Here is a 19,255-nt window from a genome sequence, read left to right as displayed (position 1 = left end):
CACTTTTTTCGAGTGCACAAGCATAGAGGCGCCCTGTGTTCAGAACAAGTTGTCTCAGGCTTGATTCAATCTGTTTGCGATCAAATCGTCGACCACCGAAGGATCAGCCAGAGTTGAGGTATCGCCCAAAGTATCCAGTTCGTCGCAGGCAATCTTGCGCAGAATACGTCGCATGATCTTGCCCGACCGGGTTTTGGGTAGACCCGGTGCCCACTGGATATAATCAGGGCGAGCAAAGGCGCCAACCTGATCGGCGACAAAAGCCTTGAGCTCTTTGACCAGCTCATCCGAGGGCGTAATGCCGTTCATGGGTGAGACGTAAACGTAGAGACACTGCCCCTTGATGTCGTGCGGGCAGCCGACCACGGCGGCCTCGGCGACGGAGTCGTGCAATACCAGTGCGCTCTCTACCTCGGCAGTGCCGATGCGGTGGCCAGACACGTTGAGGACGTCGTCTACGCGGCCGGTGATCCAGTAATAACCATCTTCGTCGCGGCGTGCGCCATCGCCGGTGAAGTAGACATTTTTATAGGTGCTGAAGTAGGTGTCGATCAAACGCTGATGATCGCCGTAGACCGTACGAATCTGGCTCGGCCAGGAGCGCTTGATCACCAGGTTGCCGCTCGCTGCGCCTTCCAGCTCATTGCCTTCCGGATCATACAGCGCTGGTTCCACTCCAAAGAAGGGGCGGGTAGCTGAGCCCGGTTTGAGATCGGTACAGCCAGGCAACGGAGTAATCATCGCGGCGCCGGTTTCTGTCTGCCACCAGGTATCGACGATAGGGCAGCGGCTTTCGCCGACGATGTCGAAATACCATTCCCAGGCTTCAGGGTTGATCGGTTCTCCGACCGTGCCGAGTAAGCGCAAGCTGGCGCGCGAACTGCTCTTGACTGGTTCGTTACCTTTGGCCATGAGCGCGCGTAGGGCGGTGGGTGCGGTGTAGAAAATGTTGACCTTGTGCTTGTCAATCACCTGCCAGCAGCGCGAGGCATCCGGGTAGGTGGGTACGCCTTCGAACAGCAGTGTGGTGGCGCCGTTACACAGTGGGCCGTAAACAATGTAGGAGTGGCCGGTAATCCAGCCCACATCTGCTGTGCACCAATAGACTTCACCGGGGTGATAGTCGAACACATAGTGGTGAGTCATGGAGGCCATCAGCAGGTAACCGCCGGTGGTGTGCAATACGCCCTTGGGCTTACCGGTGGAGCCAGAGGTGTACAGAATGAATAACGGATCTTCGCTGTCCATCGGCTCGGCTGGGCAATCGGCGCTAACGGCTTCGATGGCTTCGTGGTACCAGATGTCGCGATTTTCAGTCCAGGGAATATCCGCGCCGGTGCGGCGTACTGTCACTACCGTATGCACGTTGGGGCAGTCTTTCAGTGCTTTTTCCACGCTGGTTTTCAGGGCTACTGCTTTGCCGCCGCGTACGCCTTCATCGGCGGTAATCACGGTCTGGCAATCGGAATCGAGAATGCGATCACGTACGGCATCCGGGGAGAAGCCACCAAAGACCACCGAGTGCACCGCGCCGATGCGTGCGCAGGCCAGCATGGCGTACGCCGCCTCCGGAATCATCGGCATGTACAGGCACACACGGTCACCTTTCTTCACGCCGCGGGCCTTGAGAACATTGGCCAGGCGGCAGACTTTTTCATGTAGCTGGCGGTAGCTGATATGCGCGTCGTCTGCGGGATCATCGCCTTCCCAGATGATGGCGGTGGCATCGCCGCGCTCGGCCAGGTGGCGGTCGATACAGTTGACGCTCACGTTTAGCTTGCCGTCGATAAACCAGGCCGCCTCACCCTTGCTCAGATCGCTTTGATGAACCTTGCTCCAGGGCTTGTCCCAGGTCAGAAAGCGTTCCGCCTGTTCGGCCCAGAATTGGTCAGGTTCCTCTAAGGACTGGCGGTACATACGTTCATAACCGGCTTCATCGAGATGGCTGACCGCGCGTGCGGCTGCGGAGACCTTGTGGTTTTCGATCTTGTACATGGGTGGTTCCCTGTTGTTATTGAAATCAGGCAGTCGCGGCGTCAGCCGGAGTAGGCACGGTGCAACCGAAACCTGAACGCGGGCCTAAAGTATAGGCAGGCGTTCATTTCATGCCATACAGCGTCGGATATCCGCGCAGCCAATTCAACCCTTCTTTGGTATGAGATGAGCTGCTAGCGCGGGAGCTGGGTAACAGGGGGTAAGTAAGCAAGAGCGCGGCAATGAAGGTTTCACCGCCGCGCTCAGAGGATCAGCTAATGGTGAATTGCAGGTTGTCGATAAGCCGGGTCTTGCCAAGGTATGCGGCCGCTAGAGCGACTACTTCCTGGCTCTGATCGTTTACGGGCTGGAGGCTGTGCGCATCGCGCAGATCAAGGTAGTCGGGTTGTAAGCCGGCGGTGACCAGTTGCACACGAGCCTCTTCGATTACTGAGGCAAAATCCCTGCGACCGGACTGCAGTGCGGCGGCAATCTGTTGCAGGGTTTTATACAGCTGCGGCGCACTAGCAAGCTGCTCTTCACTGAGATAACCATTGCGTGAAGATAACGCCAAACCGTTTGCGGCGCGCACCGTTGGCTCGCCCATTATCTGTACCGGCATACACAGCTCGTGGGCCATCTTGCGGATAACCGCAAGCTGCTGAAAGTCCTTCTGGCCGAAGATGGCCAAGTCTGGCTGCACTATGTTCAACAACTTGCTGACCACAGTGGCAACGCCCTCAAAGTGCCCGGGACGGCTGGAGCCGCAGAGGCCTTCGGAGACAACAGGCACGGCAACGCGGGTGTGGCCTTCCATACCATCGGGGTACATCTCGCTGACGTTGGGCGCGAAAATCATGTGCGTGCCGATCTCGTGCAGCTTGCTCTGGTCTTCCGGCAGGGTACGTGGGTAGCTGTCGAGATCCTCGCCAGCGCCGAACTGCATGGGGTTGACGAAGATGCTGACCACCACATAGTCAGTGCGCTGCAGCGCCTTCTCGACCAATGCAATGTGACCGGCGTGCAGGTTGCCCATGGTGGGAACCAGACCTATGCGCTTGCCTTCCTGGCGGGCACGACTAACCGCAGCACGCAGCTGCGCAATGGTGTGCAGGGTGTTCATCTATTCAGAACTCGTGTTCAGCTGCTGGGAATTCAACCTGTTTGACGGCTTTGACATAGGCGCTAATCGCGCTCGCTATATCTGCCTGGCCGATCATGAAGTTTTTCACGAAACGTGGCAAGCGTCCGCTGATGGATAGCCCGAGCAAATCGTGCATCACCAATACCTGGCCGTCGGTGCCACTACCAGCGCCGATACCGATCACCGGAACGCTCACCGCAGCGGTTATTTGGCTTGCCAAAGCAGAAGGCACGCATTCGAGTAGCAGCATGCTGGCGCCGGCAGCTTCCAATGCCACAGCGTCGTCCAGTAGTGCCTTGGCTTGTGCCTCTTCGCGACCCTGTACCTTGTAACCGCCGAGGATGTTGACGGTTTGCGGCGTCAGCCCCAAATGCGCACAGACCGGTATTCCATTGCGGCTCAGCATGCTGACGTTCTCCGCCAGCCAGCCGGCACCTTCCAACTTAACCATGTGAGCACCGGCCTGCATCAGCTGAGCGCTGTTACGCAGGGCGTCGTGCAGGGTGGCGTAGGCCATGAAGGGTAGGTCAGCCATAATGAGTGCGCCACGATTGCCGCGCTTGACCGCTTGAGTGTGATAAGCCATATCCGCGACGCTGACCGGCAAGGTGCTGTCGTGGCCTTGTAAGACCATGCCCAGCGAGTCGCCAACCAGAATCACTTCGACACCGGCAACGCTTTCTACATGGGCAAAGGTCGCATCATAGGCAGTAAGGCAGACGATCTTCTCGCCGTTCTGCTTGAGCTTGTTCAGCGTGGTCAGGTTTACGTCAGGCATAGCAGTTTCCAGTATTCGGCCTCACAGAGGCGCCGGTTCAGTGGGCGATGCGGCTGTTATTACCCGCACGGCATCGCTCTGGATACTCAGGATTGTGTGAACCTGATGAGTATAGTCTTGGTGCCGCAAAAAACCGGTCGAACCATCTGCGGTGAAGCATAACGCAATGGGTTCGACAGAGAACGGCATCCTACGTGTCAGCCGTTGGGTGTCAAGCCTGTTTGTGCATCAAGCTGTTGTATAAAAACCGGCAATGTTTCTAGATCACCGCGCGGGCAGTCATTAAGCAGCTGTTGCAGGGGTGTGCCGTCGGGCATTTGCAGTTCAGGTTGCAGTTCTGCGAGGGGGTAGAGCACAAAAGCACGAGCATGCATGTGGTAGTGAGGCACCTGCAGTCGCGCAGTACTGATTTGTTCTTCACCAAACAGCAGGATATCCAGGTCCAATGTGCGTGGGCCCCAGCGCTCAGCCTTACGCACGCGGCCTTGCTGCTGTTCTATCTGTTGCAAGCTATCCAGCAACTGTTCTGCGTTGAGGTCGGTGTGCAAAGCAACAGCGGCGTTGATGTAGGCAGGCTGGTCCTGTGGTCCCATAGGCCTGCTGCGATAGAGTGATGAACAGGCAACTACGCGTGTCAGAGGGATTCGAGCGAGCGCGACGCAGGCAGCATTGACCTGCGCCTGCGGGTCAGCCTGATTGCTGCCCAAGCCTATGTAACAGCGGGTCATCAACTATCCGACGGAGCGTTGTTGCGAGGCTTGCGACGTGAACGCGAGCGTGATTTTTTTGGGCCGCTTTTGTCGCCACCAAGGTCGCGAATCATGCTACGGCGATGGTCTGGGTTGGCATCCTGATAGCGCGTCCACCAATCGCCAAGGCCATCGGTTTGCTCACCGGCGCTTTCGCGCAACAGTAAGAAGTCGTAGGCAGCGCGGAAGCGCGGATGTTCGAGCATTTGATCAGCACGCCGACCGCTGCGGCGTTCAAGGCGCGGCTGTAAATCCCAAATCTCGCGCATGGGAATACTGAAACGCTTGGGTATCGCTGTGTGCCGACACTGCTCGGAAAGCAGCTCTTGTGCGGCCTGCTGATGCGCCGGAATGCTTGGAATACCTTGCGCTTCAAGATCCAGCACGCGCTGTGGTAGCGCTGGCCAGAGTAATGCGGCGAACAGGAAAGCTGGGGTCACCGGCTTACCCTGAGCAATGCGCTCGTCAGTATTGGCCAAGGCTTGGCGTACCAGAGTCAGGGTGTAGTCTGGACGATCAATAATTGCCTCGTCGGTATCCGGAAACAGCGGCGCGAAGAGATCATATTGGTACAGCAGATCAAAGGTATTTTGCCCTTGCCCACTCATTAACAATTTAAGCACTTCGTCGAATAAGCGCGCGGCAGGAATGTCGTGCAACAGGGGCGCCAAGGATTCGATCGGGGCGGCGGTGTGCGGTTCTATCTCGAAGCCCAGTTTGCCGGCAAAGCGGATCGCACGGAGCATGCGTACAGGGTCTTCCTGGTAGCGCTGCTCAGGCTGGCCGATCAGGCGTATTTGCTGGTTACGGATGTCGTGTACGCCGTTGGCGAAATCATGGATTTGGCCGCTGGTGACATCGTAATAAAGCGCATTGATAGTGAAGTCGCGACGTTGTGCATCTTGTTCAAAGGTGCCGTAAACGTTGTCGCGCAGCAGTCTGCCAGATTCACTTTGCCGCGATTGCTCTGCGTTGGCTTCTTCTTCGTGATTAGCACGGAAGGTGGCCACCTCAATGATTTCTCTGCCGAAGTGCACGTGCGCAAGCTTGAAGCGACGGCCGATCAGTCGCGAGTTGCGGAAGGTGGCGCGTACCTGCTCGGGTGTGGCGCTAGTTGCGATGTCAAAATCTTTGGGCTCGATATTTAACAGTAGATCACGCACGCAGCCACCAACGGCAAAGGCTTGATAGCCTGCCTGTTGCAGACGCTCCACCACGGTGACTGCATGCCGGCTCAGGCGCTCGCGACGCAAGCTGTGCTGGCTAGCAGGGATGACAGTCGGGGTGGTTCGCTTGCGCTGTGGCAAGCCGAACGGGGAGGGTATTTTCTGCAACAGCTTCCGAATCATAAAGGTTGGTTTTCCAACAGTCCGTCAATGCCCCGCTACCGTAATGTTGTCGGCAGAGGACAGTAAAATGAATGTATGAGGGTCAGCCCTTTGCTAGGGAACAGCCGTGTGGCGGCGTTCGGACATTCGCTGAATTGACTCAATAGACGAGCATTCTAGCCTGAAATGGCTTGAAAGGTAAGGAACAATAGGATATGGAACTAGGATGTGCAGCTGGAGGGTAGTTCGAGAGTGAAGCGGGAGATAAAGCTCAAGGGGAGCATTCACTCCCCCTAATGGTATTTTTTATTGTTGTTATTATCAGAGCTATAATTTTTCTTTTAGACAGCAGCGGCAAATGCCGCTATTTGATTAACCCATCTCGGGTTGTCAAAAACAAACGGATTGCTTTGGAAGCTTAGGTTCAGTGTCGGCCTTCTTGTGACTGTGGACGGTAGGTTGCTTAGGCAACTTTTATTTTTCTCTTGTCCAATAGAGCATCCTGCTCGCGACCTGACTGCTATTCTCCAAAAAAATCAGTTTGATGCGTCTCGCACGTTTTATTTTTATTGTCTGTGGAGTCGAATATTATTTTTATTATTAGGTTTGGTTTTTATTATTGTTGTACGAGATATATAGCATTCGTCGTGCCAACTTTTTAAATCCCTTTAAAATCAGCTGCTTGGTAAATATTCAAGGTTTAGCCGCCCTCGCTACTCTTCCAGTTGTTACCGTAAACCTCGTAAAAGTGTTACCTCGCACACGCCGTGCGGTAACAGTTTTGGCAGATTGGGGTGGGTAACAGGTAACACTTGCTGGCCTTTGGCTGTTACCTGAGCAGAAAACCGCTCTGGCGCAAGGCCTGCTTACTTGGAATTGAGCGCCACGAATGAATTCGATAGCGCTATTTTAAAGATGATGAGAGGCGGGGCCGATCAGCTGTTGGCGGTTTTCTTGCGTGGCATGCCGAGGCGCTGGCGGCGCTCCCAAAGGCATTTGCGGCTGATGCCTAATTTATGCGCCAGCTGGGTCTCGGTCATGTGCTCCTGATGCTCAAGCACGAAGTGCTGAAAGTAATCCTCGAGCGACAAGTCTTCAGCTGGCTCCTGTCCGGGCCTGTCATCGTGCTGCATGTTTTGTAGTGCATTCGCAGCCTCTGAGGCGCGCTCGTACTCGGCGTCTAGCTCTATGCCGAGCAGGTCGGCTGTGATTTCATCGTGATCGCAGAGAATCGCAGCGCGCTCGATGGCATTCTCCAGCTCACGCACGTTGCCGGGCCAGGTGTAATTGAGAATCGCGTGGCGGGCGTCGTCGCTAAAAAACAGGCCTTGCTGATTGGTGCTGATGGCAGCGCGCTGAAGCAGCGCCTCGGCAATCAGGACGACATCTTTGCCACGGTCGCGCAGTGGTGGCAGACGCAGCTCAATGACGTTCAAACGATAGAACAAGTCTTCGCGAAACAGCCCTTGGCGCGCCATGGTTTTTAAATCGCGGTGCGTTGCGGCTACCAGCCGCACGTCGACTTTATGTGACTGCACTGAGCCGACGCGACGTATCTCGCCTTCCTGCAGTACCCGCAACAGGCGGGCCTGTGCTTCCAATGGCAATTCGCCGATCTCATCGAGAAACAAAGTGCCGCCGTCAGCGGCTTCCACGAGACCGGTACGACCGGCAGTGGCGCCGGTAAAGGAGCCTTTCTCGTGGCCAAACAGCTCGGATTCGATCAATGTTTCGGGAATGGCCGCGCAGTTAACCGAAATAAGGGGCGCTTTGGCACGTTGTGAGCGCTCATGCATAGCACGGGCAACCAGTTCTTTACCGGTGCCGGACTCACCCTGAATCATCACGGTGGAGTCGGTAGGCGCGACTTTGCTGATGCGTTTGAACAGCGTCTGCATGGATTCACAGGAGCCAATGATGCCCATGTCATGGCCTTCACCGGGCGTAGCAGGCGCTTTTGGCGCAGAGCTGGCTGGCTTGCTGGGGGCTGCCTTTGGGGTGCTACTCGCTTGGGCCTGTTCACGCTGACTACGGGCAGCAATGATGCGCTGCACGGTTTCGACCATTTCATCGTGATCAAACGGCTTAGCAATGTAATCCACCGCGCCTAGCTTCATCGAGTCCACTGCCGAACGCAGGCTGGCATAGCTGGTCATGATCAGCACTGGGGTGTCAGGCGCACGCTTGATCATTTCGGTGCCGGGTTCGCCCGGTAACCGCAGGTCGCTGATGATCAGGTCGAACGATGTGAGATCGTATTGCTCCGTTTCTGCAACGGAGCCGGCTTCCTTGACCTGGTATTGGTGCCGCTCCAGCAGCCGCTTAACGGCGGTACGGATAATGGCTTCGTCTTCAACTACCAGTATGTGTGACATGTAAACCTCATACGTGACGGCGCCAATTGAAACTTCATGCGTTGGGGCCGTTACTGATATTGCTGTAACGCGGCAAGGTAATGGTGAAGCGGGTGCCGCGCTGGGGTGTATGCTCAATCGGGCTGTCGATAGTTATCTGCCCATAATGCTCTTCGATGATGGAGTAAACCAGTGCCAATCCAAGCCCGGTTCCTGTCCCCGGCTCCTTGGTGGTGAAGAAGGGCTCGAACAGGCGATCCATAATTTCCTTGTCGATTCCGCTGCCCTGGTCCTCGATCTGCAGCAGTACCTGATGCTCGTTTTGCTGGGTGCTTATCGTGATGCTGTCACCGTTTTGACTGGCGTCGCGAGCGTTGCCCAGCAGGTTGATCAGCACCTGCACCAATCGTTGTGAATCACCGGATGCTCGGTGTGCAGGATCACAGAGGTTAACATACTTAACCTCGGGGCCCTGACGGTTGAGCGAGAGAAGGTGAACGGCTTCGTTGGTGCACGCCGCTAAGTCCACGTCTTCGTTGGGGTTTTGATGGCGGCTGCCGACGTGGGCGAAATTGACCAGTGATTGCACGATGCGCGAGACGCGACGGGTCTGCTCAATGATTTGCTCGGAGGCTTCGCGCGCTTCAATCTGCTCTGACTCGTCGCGCAAATTTTGCGCAAGGCAGGCGATGCCGGTAATCGGGTTGCCTATCTCGTGGGCAACCCCGGCAGCCAGGCGGCCAATGGAAGCCAGGCGCTCAGAGTGCATTAGCTCTTCTTCCAGCATCTGGTTTTCGGTCTGGTCCTCGATCAGTAGCACGAGGCCGCTACCACCAACGTAACCGGGCTCATCAATCGCCGCCTTGTGCAGGCTGAGCCACTGCGTTTGTCCGGCTACCAAGAGTTTCTGTTTATGCAGGTGAGAGGATTGATCCTCGACAAAGCGTCCGAGCAGCTCACTCCACGGGGCTGGCAGGTTGGCGAGGCGCGAGCCAATCACGCTATCTGCTTCGATGCCGGTTAGCGCCTGCATGGCGCGGTTCCACATTAAAACCTCATTGTCTTGTGCCAGCGAACACACGCCCATAGGCAGATCCTGAAGGGTCTGGCGATGGTAGCGGCGTAAGGCGTCCAGCTCAGCGGCAAGACCCGTAAGGCGCGAGTGGTAGTCTTCCAACCGGTTCTCGATGAAGTGAATGTCTTCGGTCACATAACCATCGCGGCCCATTTTGAAGGGCAGAAAGGTTTCAATGATGTCTTGCGCCACGGAAGGACCCATCAGCCCCGACAAGTTGGCTTCGAGGCGGTCGCGTAGCCGACGCAGGGCATAAGGGCGGTGCTCGTCGAAGGGCAGCTTGAGGTCGTTCAGCGCTTGTTCCACCTCGTATTGCGCAGTCTTGTTACCGAGTGGTTTGGCCAGCTGCTGGGCGAACTCCTGTGGCGAGGAGGCCATTAGTTGTATGCGCTGTGGACGGCTGACATTGTCGACCGAGCACGCTTCCGCGGCACTTTGCTCTTCATTGCTGCGTTTGGTGAATAATGAGATCAGCGTCAGCACAACAACGTTGACCGCCAGTGAGCTGATGGCTGCCAAATGCCACGTGTCAGCATTGAAGCTCAGTGTAAGACCAAACAATCTTAGCTCAGGCATGTTGGTAACGAGCGGCAGCAGCAGCGTCAATGCCCAGACCAGCATGCCCGCGATCAGGCCGCTAATGAAGCCGCGCCTATTGGCTTGCGGCCAGTAGAGTACCGAGAGCGTGCCGGGCAAAAACTGCACGGTCGCAACGAAGGAAGCAATGCCTAGATTGGCCAGATCCTGCTCGGCACCGAGCAGCCGATAGAAACCGTAACTGGCCATGATGATGGCCGCTATCAAGGTTCGCCGCGTCCATAGCAGCCAGCGGTAGATATTGTTATCGGCACTGGGTTGATAGAGCGGTAGCACCATGTGGTTGAGCACCATGCCCGAGAGTGCCAAGGTGACCACGATGATCAGGCCGCTAGCCGCTGACAGCCCGCCGACGAAGGCCAGCAGCGATAGCCACTCGGAGCCCGCAGCAACGCCCAGGCCTAACGAAAAGTATTCGGGGTTAGTCGGCACACCGAGGTGTAGGCCGGCCCAGAGGATCGGCGGCACCGCTAGGCTCATCAATAGGAGAAATAGTGGCAAGCCCCAACTGGCGGTGCCCAGTGCGCGCGGATTCAGGTTTTCGGTAAAGGCCATGTGGTACATGTGTGGCATCACGAAAGCGGCAGAGAAAAACACCAGCAGCAACGTCCGCCAAGGGCCCTCCTGCAATGGGGTATGCAGGGTTTTGAGTGCTTCCTGATTGCTGTCGAGCCAAAGCTGTAGTCCTGACGGCCCGTCAAATACCACAAAGAGTGCGTACAGTCCGATAGCACCGATGGATATCAGTTTGACCAGTGATTCAAAGGCGATGGCGATAACCAGCCCCTCGTGCTTTTCGCGCGCAGATATATGTCGCGCGCCGAATAAAATGGCGAACAGCGTGATCAGCACACAAAAACCCAGCGCAACTGTGCCTTGGCCGGATTCCTGCGTGAGTATCTGTACCGAATCGGCCACCGCTTGAATCTGTAGAGCCAGCAGCGGTAATACGCCAATCAACATGAACAGCGTCGTTAGGGTGCCTGCCCAGGTGCTGCGAAAGCGGAAAGAGAATAGGTCGGCGAGTGACGACAGCTGGTAGGTGCGGGTGATACGCAGGATTGGGCTGAGCAGTACCGGGGCCAGCAAAAACGCGCCGCAGACGCCCAGATAGTAGGTTAGGAAGCCATAGCCATATTGGTAGGCCAGGCCTACGGTGCCGTAAAAGGCCCAAGCGCTGGCGTATACCCCTAGCGACAGCGTATAGGTCGCCGGATGCCGCAAGACTGCACGTGGCAGCCAGCCCCGCTCGGTAATCCAAGCGACGCCAAATAGCAGAATAAGGTAAACAATACTGATCAGCAGTAGCTGACTCAGTTCAAAGCTCATCGGCATCTTTTGGACTCTGTAGCAGCATGCCGGCGATGATCAGAATCAGCCACAGCACATAGGGACGGTACCAGGCACCCTGGGGCTCTATCCACCAGTCCATGATGGCTGGGGAAAACAGGTAGATACCGATTACCAGCAGCAGTACCAGTCGGTAGATATACATGGGTATCCGTTGGGTTGCGGGCGGCCTTGGTGCGCTGGGCCGCATGAGTCAGGCACTGATGGTAATCAGGCGGCTGCTCCTTGCCAAGGGTGTCAGTCAAACAGACTGTCTTGTTGCAGGCTTTGGATGGGGCTGAGCTGTTGTGGCCGCCAGTGTGCGATAGCCCATTCCAGTTGCTCGGCAATGTTTGCATTACGCAATGCTAGCGGTGGTTGTTGGGCCAGTGCTTGCAGTGCGAGGAATAGCTCGTTTTGGGCTTGGGCAGGATCTAGCGGCGTTGAACCCAAGCGTTTGCTCAGCTTTTCGCCATCGGCGCGCAGCAGTAAAGGTATGTGCAGGTAGCGCGGCAAGGGTTGGCCGAGTAACTGGTAGATCCATTGTTGGCGCGGCGTCGAGTCGAGCAGGTCGGCGCCGCGTACAACATCGGTCACACCCTGCGCGATGTCATCCAGCACCACGGCCAGTTGATAGGCATAGATGCCGTCACGACGACGGATAATGAAATCCCCCAGCGCGGCGGCCAGATCCTGGGTGAGTGGCGGCTGCAGGCGATCCAGTGTGGTGAGCGGCTGCTTTGGTGCTATCAAGCGCACTGCATGATCTGCCGCGGCCGGTAACTGGCGATGCCGACAAGTGCCGGGGTAAACGCCGTTAAACTCAGCCAGCTGACGACGGGAGCAATCGCAGTAATAGGCTTGGCCGGTTGTCAGCCACTGTTCTATTTGTGCTTGATACGTGGCCAGCCGATCTTGCTGGAAAATAATCTCGCCATCGCTGTACATGCCATAACATGCCAGGGTTTCGATGATGTGTTCGCTGGCGCCGGGGATGCTGCGTGGTTGATCCAGATCTTCGACGCGAATTAGCCAACGGCCTTGCTGGTGGCGCGCATCAAGATAGCTGGCGAGTGCCGCTGATAGAGAGCCAAAGTGTAGATGGCCACTGGGAGTAGGAGCGAAGCGTCCGATGTAGGGAGTTGCTGAGTGCATATCGGCCGGTCAAGCGGGGAATGAGCGCAGGCTGCACTGGGCAGCCTGCGGACCACAGGTGAGGCTTAGCTGCCGACCTGCTTTTCCTTGATTTCTGCCAGCGTCTTGCAATCGATGCAGAGGGTGGCAGTAGGGCGTGCTTCCAGACGTCGAATACCGATTTCAACACCACAGGAGTCGCAGAAGCCGTAATCGTCTTCTTCGATGCGCTGTAATGTCTGGTCGATCTTCTTGATCAGTTTACGTTCGCGATCACGGGCGCGCAGCTCCAGGCTGAACTCTTCTTCCTGGCTGGCACGGTCGGCCGGATCTGGGAAGTTGGCCGCTTCGTCCTGCATGTGGTGCACGGTGCGATCGACTTCTTCCATCAATTCCTTTTTCCAGGTATTGAGGATGCCGGCGAAATGCTCGAGCTGCTGCTCGTTCATGTATTCCTCGCCCTTTTTGCCTACATAAGGGACGAAGCCACGGATCAACATAGATGTTTTTTGCTTGGCATTGCTGGGCATGAGAACCGCCTCACTTTTTGCTCGATCTTCCTGTTTCAGGACCCACAAAACGACCTGAATTATTTGGCCAGTGGCCTGCAAGCGGGCAAAGCTACCAGAACCTGACCACCTGCGCTACTGTTTAGCGCCAGAAGGTGTGCCGGCTGGTATTCTCGGTCCTGCAGAGCTGCGTCTGGCACGGTATGATCGTGGCACATTCAGTTAGTTCAAGGCTTTATATGTCTCAGCATCGCTGGGCCCAGCGGGTTCAGGAAATTCAGCCTTTTCATGTCATGGCTGTACTTGCGCGGGCGCGTGCACTGGAGGCCGCGGGGCGGGATGTTATCCATATGGAAATCGGCGAGCCGGATTTTACTACTCCCGAGCCTATCATCCGTGCCGGGCAGCAAGCGCTGGCCGATGGGCGCACTGGCTATACGCCAGCGCTAGGGTTGCCAGCACTGCGCGAAGCTATCGCCGGTCTCTACGCGCAGCGCTATGGTATAGCGCTTGACCCCGCCCGAGTTGTGGTAACTCCGGGGGGCTCTGCAGCGCTGTTATTAATCAGCGCATTGCTAGTAGAACCCGGCAAAAAAGTATTGATGGCCGATCCTGCTTACCCTTGCAATCGGCACTTTCTCCGTTTGGTTGAAGGACGTGCAGTACTGGTGCCCACTGGGCCGGAAACGCGTTACCAGTTAACGCCCGAGCTAATCGAGCAGCACTGGGACAGCGACTGTGTGGCGGTGCTGGCGGCTTCTCCTGCCAACCCCACCGGCACACTGCTTGAGCGCGAAGAGTTGGCGGCGCTCTCTTCAGTCTGCCGGCGCTTGGGCGGCGAATTAATTGTCGATGAGATCTACCACGGCCTCACCTATGGGGTGGACGCCTGCTCGGTACTCAATGTGGCAGACGATGCTTTCGTGCTGAACAGTTTCTCTAAGTATTTCGGCATGACCGGATGGCGGCTCGGCTGGCTGATCGCCCCGGAAGCAGCTGTGCCTTCGTTGGAAAAACTCGCACAAAACCTCTATATCTGCGCGCCACACATGGCGCAGCAAGCCGCTTTGGCGGCTTTTGGCGAGGAAAGTCGAGAAATTTGCGAAGTGCGCCGGCATGCCTTTCAGGTACGTCGAGACTTTTTGTTGCCTGCGCTACGGGAGCTGGGCTTCAGTATTCCGGTGACGCCGCAGGGCGCCTTCTATCTATATGCCGATATGCAGGGGCTTGGTGGTGATAGTCAGCAGCTGTGTCAGCACGTGATTGACACCGAGTTTCTGGCGCTCACACCTGGGCTGGATTTTGGTCATCATCGCGCCGATCAACACTTACGATTTGCCTACACCACCTCGTTAGAACGTTTGGAACAAGGCGTTGAACGCTTGGCGCGCGCGCTGCGCAGCTGGCCAGCATGTTAATTCCTTTTGAAGTGACACTCACTCCCGCGCACTTGATCAAGCGCTACAAGCGCTTTCTCGCCGACGTGCAGCTGGAGGATGGGCGTGAGCTCACGGTGCATTGCCCGAACACCGGTTCCATGCGCAACTGCGGTCAGCCCGGCGACCGGGTGTGGGTGCGATTGGAAAGCAAGGCGGGGCGTAAGCTGCCGGGTGGTTGGGAGCTGGTCGAAGTGGCGCCGGGGCAGCTAGCTTGTATCCACAGTGCACGGGCAAATAAAGTTATAGCGGCGGCGTTACGGGCTGGCTTGATTACCCCACTGGCTGGATACGCGCAGCAACGAGCTGAGGTGAGCTTGCGCAAAGGCGGTAGTCGTTTTGATTTTCTTTTGTCTGAACCGGGCGAGTGCGTTGTTGAAGTTAAGAGCGTGACGCTGGCGCTGGGTAGGGGGGAGGGCGCTTTTCCGGATGCGGTCAGCACGCGCGGGCAAAAGCATCTGCTTGAGTTGACTGAAATAGCCGCCAGTGGCCGGCGGGCATGCCTATTATTTTGTGTGATGCATTCGGGCATTGATCGGGTGCGGCCCGCCGATGAAATTGACCCTGAGTACGGGCGTTTGTTGCGGGCGGCTGTAGCGGCGGGAGTCGAGGTGCTGGCGTGGTCAGTCTGGCCTACACCGGAGGGGTTGCAGGTGCGGGGTGAGTTACCGGTACTTCTTTAACCGGTCAGCCGACCCAGAGCTGATCATGGCTGATGTAGCAAGGCAATTGCCGCAATGACTGCCCCACGCAGGGGCCGGCGACACATTCGCCTGACTCCGGCAAGAACAAGGCCCCGTGGGTGGCGCACTGAATCAGCCGGCCAGAGCTGTCGAGAAACTGATCAGGCACCCATTCTAACGGCACCCCACGATGTGGGCAGTTGTTCTCGTAAACGAAAACCTGCTCGCCTTGGCGCACGGCGAACAAAGCCTGGCCCTGGTGTAGGAAGCCTTTGCTGCCGTGCAGCGGAAGCTCATCCAGATGACAAAGCGGGGAGGGGGTATTGTGATCGGTCATCCGCCAATTATCGCTGCCGCTTGCATGCTTGACCAGCTTGCTGTCACGACACATTTTCGGCCTCCGTTCTTGGTGACAGCATGTACAATCCGTTGGTAACGCGCGCCTCATCACTACTCCACATAACGGGCGTTGCCGCTGCGCCCGCAACGCTTGATAACTATCACGTAAAGCCAGGATAGTGCGGTGGCGGGTGCTGTTCGGTGGTGTTACTCCGGCGGTTGTCGAGATGCTGAGTTAGTTATGCCAAGCAGCTGTGTTTCTGCTGGCGCAGCGCTGACTGCCCACAGGATTTAAGAAAGTAAGGAATAAAGATGATAACGGTTTACCGCTTCAAGCCCGTGGTGACGCTGTTGCTACTGGCTCTGCTGCTGGTTGCGGTGCTGTTGTCGCTAGCGTTGGGCCCGGTTGCTATTCCGCTCGACGATACCTTGCGTGTGTTGTCGCGCCGTTTTACGGCTGCCGAGCTACCGGCGGACCAAGTGTTAATCATCGAACACATTCGTTTGCCGCGTACGCTGATGGCCATCTTGGTTGGTGCGACTCTGGCGTTGACCGGCGCGGGTATGCAGGGCCTGTTTCGTAATCCACTGGCTGATCCGAGCTTGATCGGGGTCTCCAGCGGCGCGGCGTTGGGCGCGGCGCTATTCATCGTATTGGGCAGTGCTCTGTTGTCGAGCGTACCGGCTTTTGTGTTGCCATATGCGACTGTGCTGGGCGCCTTCCTCGGTGGCGTCGCTACCACCTGGTTGGTCTATCGTCTGGGGCAATCAGTACAGGGCACATCAGTGGCCAGTATGTTGCTGGCCGGGATCGCGATAGCCGCAATCAGCGGCGCAGTCATCGGCTTGCTCAGTTACCTAGCGGATGATGCCATGCTGCGTACCCTAACTTTTTGGAATATGGGCTCCCTGGGTGCTGCCAGCTATCAGCGTGTGGCGGTTTTGGCGTTCTGTTGTTCTCTGGTCTGGTGGCGGCTGCCATTGCAAGCCAAAGCTCTGGATGCACTCCTGTTGGGTGAGTCGGAGGCCCGTCATCTGGGCGTGGATGTCGAGCGCGTCAAGCGCGAACTGGTTCTGTTGACGGCGTTAGGCGTGGGTGCCTGCGTGGCGATGGCAGGGCTGATTGGTTTTGTCGGACTGGTGGTGCCGCATCTGGTGCGCTTGCTGCTGGGCGCGGATCATCGTCGCGTGCTGCCGGCATCCATGTTGCTTGGGGCTGGCTTGCTAGTGCTGGCTGACGTGGGTGCGCGTCTTGTAGTCGCGCCCGCTGAATTACCGCTGGGCATCATTACCGCGCTGCTGGGCGCGCCGTTTTTTCTTACCTTGCTGATGCGCGCGCAGCGTCGGGGAGGCGTCTGATGCTGCGAGTCGATGAGTTGGATTGCGCGCGCGGCGGGAGGCGGATCCTCGAGGGCATTTCCTTTCAGTTAAACGCTGGCGAGGTGTTGGCGGTGCTGGGCACCAATGGCGCCGGAAAAAGCACCCTGTTGGCCAGCCTGACCGGGGAGTTGGCGCCGCTCAGGGGCAGTGTCGAACTGGCCGGCCGGGCGCTCGGTAGTTGGTCTGCGCAGGAGCGGGCAAGAAGAATGGCGGTACTGCCGCAAAGTTCATCATTGGCGTTTCCGTTCAGCGTGGCAGAAGTGGTGGCCATGGGACGCCTGCCACATGCCACTGGGCGGCACCAGGATGAGCTGATCATTGATCAAGCGTTGGAAGCCACCGATGTGGTTCAGCTGCGTGAGCGCAGCTACTTGTCGCTATCCGGGGGCGAACGACAGCGCGTGCACCTGGCGCGCGTGCTGGCGCAGGTTTGGGACGCGGAAGAACAGGGCTGTTTGTTGCTCGATGAGCCAACGGCGTCGCTGGACCTCGCTCATCAACAGTTAATTTTGCAACAAGCGCGCAATATGGCTGCGCGTGGCCTCGCGGTAGTGGTTGTGTTGCACGACCTTAATCTGGCTGCGCGTTATGCCGATCGACTGCTGTTGTTGCACGAAGGCCGCATCGGCGCGTTGGGTGCGCCTTGGGATGTGTTGAGCGCGGAGCGCATAGCTGAGGTATTCGGGGTTGAGGTGCGAATCGAGAAGCATCCGATGCAAGATAGCCCGCTGATTATTATTTGAGGTATTAATGAGAACGCTGCTGTTGGTTTTGCTGGTTTGCGCGTCTTTCTCGCTGAAGGCTGAACAGTTGCCTGCTTGGCGGGCCACGAAGGGTCTCGATGCGCCCCATCTGGGGCAAGTGTGGGATACCCACGCTCAGCGCTGGTTGCCTGCCGATCAACTGGTGACTGCGCTGGCGAGGAGCGCCCACGTGGTGGTGGGTGAGAAACACGATAATCCGGATCACCATCAATTACAGCTTTGGCTACTAGAGCAATTGCAGGAGAGACGTCCGCAGGCTGCGTTAATTATGGAGATGCTGGAGCCGAGCCAACAGGCAGCGGTGAACGCGTTGCAAGGCCAGCCGCTGCCTGACTCGTCATTGTTGCAGGAGCAACTGAACTGGCAATCAGGCTGGGACTGGTCGCTTTATAGCCCTTTGGTGAGCTGGGGCCTGCAGGTGCCGCAGCGCTTGTTGGCTGGCAATCTGGGGCAGCAACAGATGCTGCACCGTTACCGCAAGCCACCGCCGGTCAGTGCGCGTTACTCCGCTGCAGCTCGGGCCGAACTGGAGCAAACGCTGCTGGATAGCCATTGCGGCAAGCTGGGCGCGGAACGTATGCCGTCCATGTTGGCCATTCAGCAGGGGCGCGACGAGCAGATGGCGAGGGCGCTGGCTGAGGCGCCAACGCCGGCTTTGCTGCTGGCGGGTGCTTATCACGCACGGCGTGACCTCGGTATGCCGCTGCACTGGCAGCAGCAGCGGGGTGAAACTCCGACTGTGGTGCTTTTGCTTGAAGCCGGACAGGGTCAGTTGCCAGGGACGGAACAAGCTGATTTCGTATGGCTAACTCCGGCGTTACCGGAGCAGGATTACTGTGCCCAATGGGGTCAGAATTAGGACGCTGCCTTGCCTGTGCGCATAGCGGGGCTCAGTTTCAGCATATCCAGAATGGCATCGGCTACCTCGCTGGCGCGCTCGCTCAGGCTTAATCTGCTAGGCACCATTAACCATTGATTGATAACGCCGATAATGAAGCTGTGTACGCAAAGCAGCGCCAATTCGATATCCAGATCGCTGGGTAATTCTCCCCGCGCGATAGCCAGTCGCAGGGTGGTCAGCAGCTGGTTGTCGTGTTCCTGGCGCATGGCTTGCAGGTGTTTCTTCGGGCCGCAAGGCTCATCGGTGTATTCGCATTTCAAGAAAATGATTTCATGGACCCGGCGCGTGGTCGGGTCTGACTCTACGCGGCGGAATACCTCCGTCAGCAGTTCGCGGAAGAGTTCCAGTGGATGAGGTTCATCTGGGTTGCGGGTCGCTTCACTGAGTGCTTCCAGGGGCATGTTGATGCGCTGAAACAGGGCATCCAGTAAGTCAGCCTTGTCTTGAAAGTGCCAGTAGATGGCGCCGCGGGTAACCCCGGCGGCTTGCGCAATATCGGTCAGTGAGGCGCGTGAAACGCCTTTTTCATGGAAGCATTGTTCCGCAGCATCAATGATGCTTTGGCGGGTTTCAAAAGCTTCTTCTTTGGTGCGTCTGACCATGTTCTTCCAGTGCGTATCGAGTGATCTAAGCCCGCGAGGACTTGGTTTGTGAGCTAATGTTAACTGATGCTGAAAAGTACTTACAAACATTAATGAATGTAAGTATATTGTCCGCCATTATCGCTGTCTCTCGCTTTGTGCTGAGCGAGTGTTTCGGTTAAAGATCAAATATTCTGCCT

General features: G+C 57.1%; 17 protein-coding genes. 5 read left to right on the top strand and 12 right to left on the bottom strand.

All coding sequences use genetic code 11. The annotated features are described in order from the left end of the window. Nucleotides 1–54: 54 nt before the first annotated feature. The 10 genes from acs to dksA all read right to left on the bottom strand — a co-directional run bounded on the left by acs (nucleotide 55) and on the right by dksA (nucleotide 12,992). Nucleotides 55–1,995, bottom strand: coding sequence for an acetate--CoA ligase (gene acs / locus AC1XYH_RS13605; protein ID WP_483323703.1), 1,941 nt, complete (start codon nucleotides 1,993–1,995; stop codon nucleotides 55–57). Between the two features lie 250 nt (nucleotides 1,996–2,245). Next, nucleotides 2,246–3,097, bottom strand: a complete 852-nt coding sequence (gene panC / locus AC1XYH_RS13600) for a pantoate--beta-alanine ligase (protein ID WP_483323702.1) — start codon at nucleotides 3,095–3,097, stop codon at nucleotides 2,246–2,248. 4 nt (nucleotides 3,098–3,101) lie between these two features. Beyond that, entirely contained in the window at nucleotides 3,102–3,896 is a 795-nt protein-coding gene (panB, locus tag AC1XYH_RS13595) for a 3-methyl-2-oxobutanoate hydroxymethyltransferase (protein ID WP_483323701.1), read from the bottom strand. Between the two features lie 197 nt (nucleotides 3,897–4,093). Then, entirely contained in the window at nucleotides 4,094–4,624 is a 531-nt protein-coding gene (folK, locus tag AC1XYH_RS13590; RefSeq protein WP_483323700.1) for a 2-amino-4-hydroxy-6-hydroxymethyldihydropteridine diphosphokinase, read from the bottom strand. After that, a complete protein-coding gene (locus AC1XYH_RS13585; RefSeq protein ID WP_483323699.1) occupies nucleotides 4,624–5,994 on the bottom strand; it encodes a polynucleotide adenylyltransferase PcnB in 1,371 nt (456 codons plus the stop codon). Before AC1XYH_RS13585 ends, folK begins: the two co-directional genes overlap by 1 nt. A 914-nt stretch (nucleotides 5,995–6,908) precedes the next feature. Continuing rightward, entirely contained in the window at nucleotides 6,909–8,348 is a 1,440-nt protein-coding gene (locus AC1XYH_RS13580) for a sigma-54-dependent transcriptional regulator (RefSeq protein WP_483323698.1), read from the bottom strand. Nucleotides 8,349–8,382: 34 nt separating this feature from the next. After that, on the bottom strand, nucleotides 8,383–11,334 hold the full coding sequence (locus tag AC1XYH_RS13575; RefSeq protein WP_483323697.1) for a sensor histidine kinase: 2,952 nt from the start codon (nucleotides 11,332–11,334) through the stop codon (nucleotides 8,383–8,385). Next, nucleotides 11,318–11,494 carry a hypothetical protein gene (locus tag AC1XYH_RS13570; RefSeq protein ID WP_090475058.1) on the bottom strand — a complete coding sequence of 59 codons (177 nt, stop codon included), beginning with the start codon at nucleotides 11,492–11,494 and terminating at the stop codon, nucleotides 11,318–11,320. The genes AC1XYH_RS13575 and AC1XYH_RS13570 overlap by 17 nt, the downstream gene beginning before the upstream one ends. 92 nt (nucleotides 11,495–11,586) lie before the next feature. Next, entirely contained in the window at nucleotides 11,587–12,483 is an 897-nt protein-coding gene (gene gluQRS, locus AC1XYH_RS13565; protein WP_483323696.1) for a tRNA glutamyl-Q(34) synthetase GluQRS, read from the bottom strand. Between the two features lie 65 nt (nucleotides 12,484–12,548). Continuing rightward, nucleotides 12,549–12,992, bottom strand: coding sequence for an RNA polymerase-binding protein DksA (gene dksA, locus AC1XYH_RS13560; protein WP_483323695.1), 444 nt, complete (start codon nucleotides 12,990–12,992; stop codon nucleotides 12,549–12,551). A 218-nt stretch (nucleotides 12,993–13,210) separates the two neighbouring features. On the opposite strand from dksA, the gene AC1XYH_RS13555 reads away from it, so the two are divergent. Further along, nucleotides 13,211–14,389: a pyridoxal phosphate-dependent aminotransferase gene (locus AC1XYH_RS13555; protein ID WP_483323694.1), complete on the top strand. Its 1,179-nt coding sequence runs from the start codon at nucleotides 13,211–13,213 to the stop codon at nucleotides 14,387–14,389. Further along, complete coding sequence (gene sfsA, locus AC1XYH_RS13550) at nucleotides 14,389–15,090, top strand: DNA/RNA nuclease SfsA (RefSeq protein ID WP_483326386.1); 702 nt, start codon at nucleotides 14,389–14,391, stop codon at nucleotides 15,088–15,090. Before AC1XYH_RS13555 ends, sfsA begins: the two co-directional genes overlap by 1 nt. Nucleotides 15,091–15,094: 4 nt before the next feature. On the opposite strand, the gene AC1XYH_RS13545 is transcribed toward sfsA, so the two are convergent. Further along, nucleotides 15,095–15,427 (bottom strand): Rieske (2Fe-2S) protein, encoded by a 333-nt coding sequence (locus AC1XYH_RS13545; protein WP_483326385.1) that lies wholly within the window; start codon nucleotides 15,425–15,427, stop codon nucleotides 15,095–15,097. Nucleotides 15,428–15,741: 314 nt separating this feature from the next. Here AC1XYH_RS13545 and AC1XYH_RS13540 point away from each other — a divergent pair, with 314 nt between their 5' ends. Genes AC1XYH_RS13540 through AC1XYH_RS13530 form a run of 3 tightly spaced genes read left to right on the top strand, consistent with a single transcriptional unit; the run spans nucleotide 15,742 to nucleotide 18,432 of the window. Next, nucleotides 15,742–16,788 carry a FecCD family ABC transporter permease gene (locus AC1XYH_RS13540; protein ID WP_483323693.1) on the top strand — a complete coding sequence of 349 codons (1,047 nt, stop codon included), beginning with the start codon at nucleotides 15,742–15,744 and terminating at the stop codon, nucleotides 16,786–16,788. Continuing rightward, nucleotides 16,788–17,552, top strand: a complete 765-nt coding sequence (locus AC1XYH_RS13535) for a heme ABC transporter ATP-binding protein (protein WP_483323692.1) — start codon at nucleotides 16,788–16,790, stop codon at nucleotides 17,550–17,552. The genes AC1XYH_RS13540 and AC1XYH_RS13535 overlap by 1 nt, the downstream gene beginning before the upstream one ends. 7 nt (nucleotides 17,553–17,559) lie before the next feature. Next, complete coding sequence (locus AC1XYH_RS13530; protein WP_483323691.1) at nucleotides 17,560–18,432, top strand: ChaN family lipoprotein; 873 nt, start codon at nucleotides 17,560–17,562, stop codon at nucleotides 18,430–18,432. On the opposite strand, the gene AC1XYH_RS13525 is transcribed toward AC1XYH_RS13530, so the two are convergent. Next, nucleotides 18,429–19,076, bottom strand: coding sequence for a TetR family transcriptional regulator (locus AC1XYH_RS13525; protein ID WP_483323690.1), 648 nt, complete (start codon nucleotides 19,074–19,076; stop codon nucleotides 18,429–18,431). The two genes, AC1XYH_RS13530 and AC1XYH_RS13525, sit on opposite strands and share 4 nt — an antisense overlap. Nucleotides 19,077–19,255: the final 179 nt, after the last annotated feature.

The sequence above is a fragment of the Pseudomonas sp. GW-45 genome, from assembly GCF_056896675.1.
The sequence above is the reverse complement of the archived record's forward strand: the minus strand, read 5'-3'. Positions and strand labels throughout refer to the sequence as shown.

Coding starts and splice junctions, on each gene's coding strand:
- AC1XYH_RS13540 (WP_483323693.1), top strand. CDS start 15,742: ATGATAACGGTTTACCGCTTCAAGCCCGTGGTGACGCTGTTGCTACTG.
- panB (WP_483323701.1), bottom strand. CDS start 3,896: ATGCCTGACGTAAACCTGACCACGCTGAACAAGCTCAAGCAGAACGGC.
- AC1XYH_RS13535 (WP_483323692.1), top strand. CDS start 16,788: ATGCTGCGAGTCGATGAGTTGGATTGCGCGCGCGGCGGGAGGCGGATC.
- AC1XYH_RS13585 (WP_483323699.1), bottom strand. CDS start 5,994: ATGATTCGGAAGCTGTTGCAGAAAATACCCTCCCCGTTCGGCTTGCCA.
- folK (WP_483323700.1), bottom strand. CDS start 4,624: ATGACCCGCTGTTACATAGGCTTGGGCAGCAATCAGGCTGACCCGCAG.
- acs (WP_483323703.1), bottom strand. CDS start 1,995: ATGTACAAGATCGAAAACCACAAGGTCTCCGCAGCCGCACGCGCGGTC.
- AC1XYH_RS13530 (WP_483323691.1), top strand. CDS start 17,560: ATGAGAACGCTGCTGTTGGTTTTGCTGGTTTGCGCGTCTTTCTCGCTG.
- panC (WP_483323702.1), bottom strand. CDS start 3,097: ATGAACACCCTGCACACCATTGCGCAGCTGCGTGCTGCGGTTAGTCGT.
- AC1XYH_RS13525 (WP_483323690.1), bottom strand. CDS start 19,076: ATGGTCAGACGCACCAAAGAAGAAGCTTTTGAAACCCGCCAAAGCATC.
- AC1XYH_RS13555 (WP_483323694.1), top strand. CDS start 13,211: ATGTCTCAGCATCGCTGGGCCCAGCGGGTTCAGGAAATTCAGCCTTTT.
- gluQRS (WP_483323696.1), bottom strand. CDS start 12,483: ATGCACTCAGCAACTCCCTACATCGGACGCTTCGCTCCTACTCCCAGT.
- dksA (WP_483323695.1), bottom strand. CDS start 12,992: ATGCCCAGCAATGCCAAGCAAAAAACATCTATGTTGATCCGTGGCTTC.
- AC1XYH_RS13575 (WP_483323697.1), bottom strand. CDS start 11,334: ATGCCGATGAGCTTTGAACTGAGTCAGCTACTGCTGATCAGTATTGTT.
- AC1XYH_RS13570 (WP_090475058.1), bottom strand. CDS start 11,494: ATGTATATCTACCGACTGGTACTGCTGCTGGTAATCGGTATCTACCTG.
- AC1XYH_RS13580 (WP_483323698.1), bottom strand. CDS start 8,348: ATGTCACACATACTGGTAGTTGAAGACGAAGCCATTATCCGTACCGCC.
- AC1XYH_RS13545 (WP_483326385.1), bottom strand. CDS start 15,427: ATGACCGATCACAATACCCCCTCCCCGCTTTGTCATCTGGATGAGCTT.